This window comes from Alkalibaculum bacchi (assembly GCF_937875145.1).
Taxonomy (GTDB): Bacteria; Bacillota; Clostridia; order Eubacteriales; family Alkalibacteraceae; genus Alkalibaculum; species Alkalibaculum bacchi_A.
The window spans coordinates 1-10666 of sequence record NZ_CALNCS010000110.1; the positions used below are offsets into that span (position 1 = coordinate 1).

Below are 10666 nucleotides of genomic sequence, written 5' to 3' on the forward strand. Positions count from 1 at the left end.
GGAGGGTGTTTTTTGTTCTTTTCGCTGACGGTAGTATGGTTTCATAGTAGTAACCAATAAAGACCAATAAAAGTTGTTTAGTTGTTTTTTATTTGTGTTTGCTTATTAATTGTCTTATAATGTATATATTGCATGAAAATAAGGCAATTGAACATATTTGTATAGACGTTCAAAACGCTGAACTGTGATATTGGTGATATTATGGAAATTGTTTCTGATGAAAATTCAATTTCTATAGAATTATGGTTTGTGGGTGATGTTATGAGCGCAAAAGAAGCTAAATCAAGAATTAAAATAAACAAATTACTTGAAGAAGCAGGCTGGAGATTTTTTGATGAAGATGGGAAGCCAGCGAGTATTCAGGTTGAGCCTAATGTTAAAATTTCCAGGAAGCAAATAGATGATATGGGTGAAAACTTTCATAAGGCCAAGAACGGTTTTGTTGATTTTCTGTTACTTGACGATAAAGGCCATCCATTCATAGTGCTTGAAGCTAAATCAGAAGATAAAGACCCTTTGGTGGGTAAAGAGCAAGCAAGAGAGTATGCAAAGTCTCTATTCATTAGATATGTTATTCTATCCAATGGAAACCAGCATTATTTTTGGAATATATATAAAGGTAATCCCCAAATAATCACCAGCTTCCCAAGTAGTCGGAGTATAAAAGAGAACAAAGCATTTAATGCTGATCCAGCCAGACTGTATAACGAAGATGTCAAAGAGGATTACATTGCTGTAGTAAAGAATTACAAATATGCTGAAGCACCAGAGTATCAAAATACTGAAACAAGAGAAAGCTTTCTTAAAGAAAGTGGATTAAAGTTTTTGAGGCCCTATCAAATTAATGCTGTAAAGGCCTTGCAGAAATCCGTTAAGAAGGGAAATCAACGGTTTTTATTTGAAATGGCAACTGGAACAGGCAAAACACTAACTTCAGCTGCAGTAATCAGACTGTTTTTACGTAGCGGGAATGCCCATAGAGTGTTGTTTTTAGTCGATCGAATAGAATTGGAAAACCAAGCAAAAAAGAATTTCCAAAACTATCTATCCCCTGATTATCATACAGTAGTATTCAAAGAGAACACAGGAGACTGGCGCAAAGCTGAAATCGTGGTATCTACAGTACAAACCTTGAGTTTTAATAATAAGTATAAAAACTATTTTAAGCCAACGGATTTCTCACTTATCATAGCTGATGAGAGTCATAGGTCAATAAATGGCAATTATAGAGCAGTATTTGAGTATTTCTTGGGGTATAAGTTGGGACTTACCGCTACTCCAAAGGATTATATTAAAAATGTAAATATCGACGAACTGAAGGCAACAGACCCAAGGGCTTGGGAACAAAGGCAACTTTTAGATTCCTATAAAACTTTTGGTTGTGAAAGTGGTGAGCCAACATACAGATACTCTCTATTAGATGGTGTGAAAGACGGATATCTGGTAAATCCACGAGTAGTGGATGCAAGAACGGAAATTACAACACAGCTTTTAGCCGATAAAGGATATGCAATTGTAAATAAGAGTGAAGATGGTGTTGAGGAAGAGGAAGTCTATTTTGTTAAGGATTTTGAGCGTAATTTCTTTTCTGAAGAAACCAATAGAATTTTTGTTAAAACTTTCATGGAGAATGCAAAACATGATCCATTAACAGGAGAGATTGGAAAAAGTATTATTTTCTGTGTCAGTCGCAAACATGCAGCTAAGATTACACAGATACTGAATGAGTTTGCAGACAAACTGTTTCCAGATAAATACTACTCTGACTTTGCTATGCAGATAACTTCTGACATTCTTAATGCACAGGCGTATACAATTAACTTTCAAAACAACAATTTAAGTGGTATAACCAAGTTTTTAGAGAACTATAAATCTTCCAAAACCAGAGTTTGCGTTACTGTAGGTATGATGACAACAGGGTATGATTGTGAAGATTTATTAAACATTGTGTTATTAAGACCTATATTTTCTCCTACTGACTTTATTCAAATTAAGGGTAGGGGTACGAGGAAATATGAATTTATATTTAAGGAAAAAGTACAAGGCATTACATACGAGCATAAGTCAGATAAGGACACATTCAAGCTCTTTGATTTCTTTGGTAATTGTGAGTATTTTGAAGAAAAGTTCAATTATGACGAAGTAATAAGATTACCTATACCTAAAGAAAGTAGTGGTCTTCCGCCAACACCGCCACCAGTAGAAGGTTGGTATGAGAACTATGACCCCGATCCTCTTTTGTTTATGGAAGAGACGCAAATAGGATTTGAGGGAATGAAGATAGACAGAATGTTCTTTGATAAGTTTGAAAGTGAAGTAAAGGAAGATGAAACAGCGAAGGAACAATATGAGCAGGGCAATTATGCAGCAGTACAGCATTATATAGAAGAAAACATTTTGAATAAACCGTCAGAGTACTATACATGGGAGCGAATAAAGCGTTCCATTGGAATTGATAGGCGTGTAACAGTAAAAGAAATCTTAGATAAAATATTTGGAGCTATACCATCATTTAAATCAAAGCGAGAGTTGATTGAAGATGAGTTTGAAAGCTACTTGCTGACAAAACCAGTTCCAACAGATAAATACGTAGATATAAAGACATTTTTTGAAACCTATATCATGGATAAGGATGTCAGAAGAATTATTGAGGACGAAAAGTACCAGTTGCTTGGCACAGAGGTCAGCACTTATACTATGTCGGATTTACGAAAACTAGGTGCAGAAAACATGCACCAAGTTGTTGATTATATTAATGATAATGTAAACGTTTCGAAATTTATTGCGTAGGAGTAATGAAATGCTAAATGGTGATGTAAAAAGGAAAATCAACTCATTAAGAGATATATTGGTGGGTAAAGTGCCAGACCCAAAGGCACAAGTAGAACAGATCACAATTGCTTTAATCTATAAGTTTATGGATGATATGGATTTAGAAGGAATGGAATTTGGTGGTAACAGAGAATTTTTCCAAGGAGAATATGATAAATATGCTTGGACAAATATTATGCAGTCAGAAAACAGTGGTCAGCAAAGAAGTAATCTTTATGCTGAGGGCATAGAAAGAATGAGTGTTAATCCTTATTTACCACAACTATTCAGAGATATATTCAGAGGGGCATATGTTCCCTATCGCGACCCAGAAACATTAAATATGTTTTTGAAAGAAATCAATGATATTAAATATGACAACAGTGAAAAATTAGGTAATGCATTTGAATTCCTGCTTTCTATTATGGGTAGTCAAGGTGAGGCTGGACAATTCAGAACACCTAGGCACATTATTGACATGATTGTGGAAATTATTGATCCCCAGAAAACGGATAGCATATTGGATCCTGCATGTGGAACAGCAGGATTTTTGATAAGTGCCTACAATCACATATTAAAAAACAACAAGAGCAAAGATGGTTATAGTACACTATCAGCTGACGATAGAAAAAGGATGACGGAGAATTTTGCAGGCTATGATATCTCGCCGGATATGGTAAGACTCTCAAGGGTGAATATGTATCTGCATAAATTTACGAAACCTCAAATTAGTGAATATGATACCCTGACAAGTCTTGAAAAATGGGATGAAACTTTTGATGTGATTATGGCTAATCCACCGTTTATGACGCCTAAAGGTGGAATCATTCCTCATAACAGATACAAAGTTCGTGCCAAACGCGCAGAAGTATTGTTTGTAGATTATATAGCAGAACATTTGAATCCAACTGGCAAAGCAGGCATTATTGTTCCAGAGGGAATTGTATTCCAATCTGCTAATGCATATAAGGCTCTTAGAAAATATTTGATTAAAGATGATTTGCTTTATGCAGTGATTTCTTTGCCTGCAGGCGTTTTTAATCCTTATAGCGGAGTTAAAACTAGCATCCTACTCATAGACAAGATCTTTGCAAAGCAGAATGATAAAATTCTATTTGTGAAAATCAATAATGATGGTTTTGATTTAGGAGCTCAAAGACGAGAGATTAAGGGCAGTGATCTTCCAGAGGTTATCAGGATTGTTAAGGATTATTTGAATGGAAAGGATGTATCATATAATGAGCTTGTTACTGTGGCGAGCAAAAAAGATATAGCTGAGCAGGATTATATCTTGGTAGGTGAGAGATATAAGGAGGCTGTTGTCTATAGCAATGATTACCCAATGATAGCGCTGGGTGATGAAAATTATTTTAATATTGAATCTGGAGGAACACCATCTACATCTGTTGCGGAATATTGGAATGGTGAAATTAAATGGGTAACACTGGCTGACTTACCACAAGGTAACATTATAAGTGAGATTATAGATACCGAAAGACATATAAGCAATAAAGGGCTCAAAAATTCGTCAGCAAAACTTCTCCCTGAGGATACTGTACTTATATCATCAAGGGCAACTATTGGACGGATTGGAATTGCAAAAACTCAGTTAGCTACAAATCAGGGATTTAAAAATATTATCATAAGAGATAAGAAAAATGTGAATTCTAAGTTTGTTGCATTAATGGCGTCTAAACTAGTACCAAGGATGATTGATTTAGCTTCTGGAGGGACTTTTAAAGAGATATCTAAATCAAATATTGCAACATTAAAAATACCCCTACCACCTTCATATATTCAAGAAGAAATCGTGAAGGAAATAGAGGGATATCAAAAGATTGTCGACGGAGCAAGACAGGTTGTTGAGAATTATAGACCTTCTATTAGAATAGATGCTAGTTGGGAGGTTGCAAAGTTAGGAGATATATGCGAACTGAATCCTAAAAAGTCAGAGGTGAGGGACTTAGAAGATGCAACACAAGTTTCTTTTGTACCAATGGCGGATATTAATGAGCATGAAATGTTATTTACGCCAAAAGAAGTAAGGCTAATTTCTAAGGTTTATGCTGGATACACATATTTTAGAGAAGGTGATGTTTTACTTGCAAAAGTGACTCCTTGCTTTGAAAATGGGAAAGCTGCAATTGCAAGAAATTTAAGGAATGGTATTGGATTTGGTTCGAGTGAATTCTATGTATTAAGGGCTCAACCTAATAAGGTATTACCTGAAATAATTTATTACATGGTAAGTGATTTTAAGTTCCTATTAAAAGGAAAAGACAACATGACAGGTACTGGCGGACTTCAAAGACTCACAAAGAATTTTGTTGTAGATTATCCTATTCATTTACCTCCACTAGCTGTACAAAAACAAATAGTTGAGGAAGTTAATGAAGAAATGGAGATTATAGAAAAAAACAGACTTCTTATTGAATTATTTGAGCAGAAAATCCAGGACAAGATATCTGAAGTTTGGGGTGAGTAATATGGACTATAGTATCATTGAATCTACCTATGAGATGGAAGTGAATGAGGAAATTTATTTACTTGAAGATTATCTTCCATCAATGTACAAAAATGACAACGAAAGAGAATATGTACAAACATTATTTAAGGCACTGAATATCAGTTATTCGAATGGAATATACCAGTTCGCATATATACAACTCCATATGATTTTTATGGTGTGCATTTATTATATGTTACTGAAAATTAATGAGGTTGCACCTACGGAAATCGAAAACGCTCTCTTCTTTATGATTAAGGACAAAAATCGTGTAAGAGACTTTTATGGCCCTAGCAACACGAGAGACAACGCAGTATACTTTGGTAGCTTTGCAGTTCTAGGGGAAAGTGATGTATTTCTTTTGTTAAAAATTGCTGGTATGGACTCAGATCTTCAGGGTGAACTTAAGAAACTAGTTGAGGAACGTAATAAATATGCACATGCAAATGGCAACATTATAATTACCTCTCAGTCTACGATAGATGAAAAAATTTCTAAGTACATAAATATGATAGAAAGAGTGCAGAAACTTGTTAAGCCATTTATTGAAGAGTTATATAAAAAGACATTAAAAGATCCTTATTTCTCCGATTCTGAAGACAGATTCGGGTATATGGATGATAATGATCAAATTAGAGAAGAATTTATAAAGAAGTATTCATTGTCTTATCAAGATATAAATACTTGCAGAAAATTCAAAATTGATGTTCTGTCTGAAGTGAAAAACTATGACGAAATTAAGGATCTTCATATTGCCTTATGCAAGTACTACAGAGGAATCAGAGATGATGAAGCTGTGGAATGTGTAGATTAAAGAAAATAAAGATTAAGAATATAGCACTTTACAAAGAACGATTGTAGGAACGAAAGGGAATTAACGGGGTAAGGATATGCAATATGACATTAATTCATTAACCAAAAAACAAATTGAATGAACTGTTAATACCAATAAGGTATACAGCAGATAAGTATTATGATGTTGTCGTTGACAATATTGACAATTGATTAGCTATTGTCATAGAACTGAAAGACTTTGCAGAACCACTGACACATTTACTAGAAGAGTATTACTCTCCAGATAAACTTTTTACTAGGATTACTGGCGGGATCCTTATGCATGTGAGTGTACTGGTTGACGATGAATTAATTGTTGCCTAAGCACTTTGATTTTGGGCAATTGAATACGTGAAACAGAGGTGAAACCATGGCTAATATTGTAAGCATTAAAGATAAAGTAAAACAATTGGATGCTGGAACTTTTCAAAATCTTTGTGACTCTTATTTATACAAAACTGGTTATCCCAATATAGTTTCTCTTGGTGGAAAAGCAGGCACTCGAAAAACTACTCTTGGTACACCTGATACTTATTTTAATACATCAGACGGAAAATATATATTTGTAGAATATACTACTCAGGAACCAGGTCTTTTCAAAAAAATTAAGGACGACATTGTTAAATGTTTAGACACATCAAAAACAGGTATTAGTCACGATAAAATTTCTGAAATCATTTATTGTCATACTTCATCCAATATTACACCTGCACAAGATAGTGAAGTAAAAACTTTATGCGCAGATGTTGGAGTTAAGCTTACAATGATTGGAATTGATAAACTCGTTGAAGATTTATATCTTTTTCATCCTGTTATTGTTCGAGACTTTTTAGGTATATCGATAAGCACTGACCAAATTCAGTCACGTGATGATTTTGTCCGAGATTATAACTCGAACAGAATGGCAGCGCCAATTGATACTGAATTTATGTTTAGAGAGAAAGAAATTAGAGATATCAATGAAGCTTATCAAAAAGTTGACATAGTAATACTAAGTGGAGCGGCGGGTACAGGGAAAACCCGATTGGCTTTGCATTATGCGGAAACCTACTCAGATACTCATAATGAAAAGCTCTACTGTATACATAGTAATGCTTTGCCTATATATGAAGACTTGAAGTTTTTCATAGATAGTCCTGGGGACTATTTCCTTTTTATAGATGATGCAAATCAATTGTTAGGATTACAGCATATTATCCGTTATACAACCATGAAACCCGAAGGGTATAATGTAAAAATACTTATTACGGTGCGAGATTATGCACTTCAAAAAGTGATAAACGACGTTCGGGAAATCGCTTCTTATGAAAACGCTAATATTAGCGCATTTACAGATGATGAAATTAAGATATTGCTTGAAACAGCATTAGGAATTTCCAGTACGGATTATCAAGAAAGGATTATAAGAATAGCAGAGGGAAACGCACGAATTGCTATACTGGCGGGGAAAGTGGCCTGTAACACAAATCGCTTGGACTCTATTAATGATGTATCACAATTGTACGAAGATTATTATGGTTCTACCTTAGAAGAACATCAATTGCTTATTGATAATAATTTATGTATGACGGCTGGTATAGTTGCATTTTTAGGTGCAATACATTTAGAACATATTGATTCGTTATTGCCAATTATACAGGCTAAAGGAATGTGCAGGGCTAGTTTTATTGAAAATATACGTAAACTTCATGACCAAGAAATTGTTGATATCTGCAATGATAAAGCTGTTAGCTTTTCTGAGCAATGTCTATCCAATTATTTAGTTAAATACGTTTTCTTCGATAAAAAATTAATCAGTCTATCAGCTATGATTAGAGCCTGTTTTCAAAGCTATAGGGGGCGAACAATCTCGTCCATTAACACCTTGCTTAATATTTTCAGAAAAGAAGATCTCTACTGTTTTATTGTGAAGGAAATTAAAATAGTGTGGAATGAATTCTCACAAGATAAATCTCAATATTTCTTTGAATTTGTCAAAGTGTTTTTTCGTGTTAGTCCCATTGAAGCACTTTTGATTTTGCAAGATGAAATTGATCTTGTAGAAAGCGTGGTTATTGAGAGTTCTGATATTGATACTGAAAAAGGAAAGAACTATCAGAATGTAACGAATGGTATAATAGAAATTCTAGGTGGATTTGCAGATATGAATGATTTGCCAGTAGCATTAGATTTATTTTTCCAATATTATTTAAAACGACCTGATTTATATATGCAATTCTATCACGCAGCTAATCTATACTTTGGTATTAAAAAAGATTCTATGAGCTATGAATTTTATACACAAATAACTTTCTTTGAGAAGATAAGAGAATATTCAGAAGACTGGAAACAAGTATCTATTGTTATTCTTTTTTTAGAAGTTTCAAAAGAATTTTTAAAGCTGCATTTTTCTTCAATGGAGGAAGGACGTAAAAATACGGTTACTATGTATCAAATCCCACTAGTCATATCTGAAGGTGTTAAAAAATATCGACACCTCATTTGGCAATCCTTGTTTGATCTTTGTAAAATGGATGAGTATAAAGAAAAAGTCAGAAAAATTCTTGATTCTTATGGAGATACAATTGAGGAAATAAGCCATCCAGTTTTGCAATATGACTTGGCATATAATAAGGTTATCTTGAAATCAAATTTTCCAGCAAACGAATTGCGGAATTGCCTTTTAGCAGACAGATTATTAAGAGTTTTTACACGTATGAACATTTCTTGCGAATCATTATTTGCTGATTATTTGAAGGGAGAACTCTTTCGTCTGTATCACCTTCTTAAAGGACCTGATTATGAAAAAGACTTTGATTATAAAGAAAGTAAAAACTTAAAACGGGAAGCAATTGAACAATACGTTTATAATTGTGATTTAGCAATGTTCAAGAGGTTAATTGATGTATGCTATGACATAAATGACTTGAATAACCATACTACTTGGAGAGTTGGAGAGGGATTAGGGATTGCCTTTAAAGCCATTTCACACAAAAAAAATTACTATATTGATGCAATTAAGTACTACATAGAAAAAGATACACCAAATAATTTGCATCCATATCACTTAATAAATAATCTCTTTTCCATTCTGCCTGATGGGGAAGTGTATAGTCTAATTTCTAATAGTGAATACAGCCAAAAAAACATGTGGTTGTATGCGTATTATCATGAATTGCCATCAGAGCTAATTACCGAAAACCATTTGCAGGGACTTTATGACTTCTTGGCAGATAATTCTGATGGAGTTATTACTTCATCAACATTACGTGATGTGGAGTTTTTTGAGAAATACAATGTTATAGATGAAGGAGTTATGATAAAAGGGTGTAAAATTATTTTTTCTAAGATGGAGTACTCACCCTTTATTGTGCATATTTATTTTGCTTTACTGTTTAATCACATTCATATTACACCACAGGCAGTTATCCAGAAATTTTATGGCAACTTGGATTTACTCGAAGAAATTTATTGTGCAATGCTGCCATATGATAGTCACCATGATAATAATGGCAAGTTTTTAAAAGAACTTTATTTGGTTAGGCCATCTGCGTTGAACAAGTACATTGATTACTTGGTAAATGAAAAAAGTGGTACTTTTAGTTATGGTCAAGAAAGGAATCGATGTTTTCTTGAATTAAATGATTTCTTAGAAATATATAATAGAATTTTTGTGCAATTAATAGGAGGTTATCAATTTCCTAAGATGTCAGTGCCACACTTTTTAGAATTTATATTGTTGCCAACACAAAATGAACAAAACTTATTAGGAAGGCAAGACGAGTGGATTCGACAATGTATTGAACTATTCTCCGATGATGGAACAAAGATGTATTGTTTGTTTTCGGTTATATCCAAATTGGAGATTAGTAGAAAGAAAGAATATATTTTGTTGTTTCTTGGGAATAATCATTCATTTGAGGACTTCAAAAGAATTCCTTTAACTCCTACATCATGGAGTTGGTCAGGTAGTGCTATCCCTATGTATTCTGCTTGGATTGAATTCTTTGAATTATTACTTCCTGAACTTATAGGGTTAAAGTGGATAAAGCATAAAAATTATGTTGAGACAAAAATTAATTATTTAAAAAATAGGATTGAATCTGAACAAATTGAAGAAATTTTGAGAGGGTGAGTTTCTGATATAATCAAACAAATTGTACCTTGTCTAACCTAAATTCAACACGTGTATATCCAAACTCATAGCCCTCATACCCAGTCTCCGCATGTCAAATAATTAGAGATGTATCTACATTTATTTCCAAAAGGATTATCCCAATTTATGCCGAATATATCCAACATAATGATAACAGGAGTGGATTATCTTGGATAAAAACAGCGTTCGGAAAATTGAAGGTTACAATGCATCAAGGTAAGCGTCAAATACGCCCGTACATGGCTATCGCCGATGTTAGAGAAATCCCTCATCGGCGATGCTTTTTACCCTTTTGTACTATCTGCAGATCAGTGACATAAATTCTTTATCAGATAAATCCACACCAACATCTACACCAGCCTCTGAGATTAAATCGTAGA

The 10666-nt window shown here is 33.8% G+C and carries 4 protein-coding genes; all 4 read left to right on the forward strand.

Going from position 1 to position 10666, the window contains the following annotated elements; translation table 11 throughout:
- Nucleotides 1–201 precede the first annotated feature (201 nt).
- The 4 genes from Q7P22_RS07265 to Q7P22_RS07280 all read left to right on the forward strand — a co-directional run bounded on the left by Q7P22_RS07265 (nt 202) and on the right by Q7P22_RS07280 (nt 10265).
- On the forward strand, nt 202–2790 hold the full coding sequence (locus tag Q7P22_RS07265; RefSeq protein ID WP_303862505.1) for a DEAD/DEAH box helicase family protein: 2589 nt from the start codon (nt 202–204) through the stop codon (nt 2788–2790).
- A 10-nt stretch (nt 2791–2800) separates the two neighbouring features.
- A complete protein-coding gene (locus Q7P22_RS07270; RefSeq protein ID WP_303862508.1) occupies nt 2801–5296 on the forward strand; it encodes an N-6 DNA methylase in 2496 nt (831 codons plus the stop codon).
- A gap of 1 nt (nt 5297) precedes the next feature.
- Entirely contained in the window at nt 5298–6131 is an 834-nt protein-coding gene (locus Q7P22_RS07275) for a hypothetical protein (RefSeq protein ID WP_303862510.1), read from the forward strand.
- A 390-nt stretch (nt 6132–6521) separates the two neighbouring features.
- Complete coding sequence (locus Q7P22_RS07280) at nt 6522–10265, forward strand: ATP-binding protein (RefSeq protein ID WP_303862512.1); 3744 nt, start codon at nt 6522–6524, stop codon at nt 10263–10265.
- Nucleotides 10266–10666: the final 401 nt, after the last annotated feature.

What these genes read in the sequence shown, in the direction of transcription:
- Q7P22_RS07265 (WP_303862505.1), top strand. Translation starts at nt 202, where the DNA reads ATGGAAATTGTTTCTGATGAAAATTCAATTTCTATAGAATTATGGTTT.
- Q7P22_RS07270 (WP_303862508.1), top strand. Translation starts at nt 2,801, where the DNA reads ATGCTAAATGGTGATGTAAAAAGGAAAATCAACTCATTAAGAGATATA.
- Q7P22_RS07275 (WP_303862510.1), top strand. Translation starts at nt 5,298, where the DNA reads ATGGACTATAGTATCATTGAATCTACCTATGAGATGGAAGTGAATGAG.
- Q7P22_RS07280 (WP_303862512.1), top strand. Translation starts at nt 6,522, where the DNA reads ATGGCTAATATTGTAAGCATTAAAGATAAAGTAAAACAATTGGATGCT.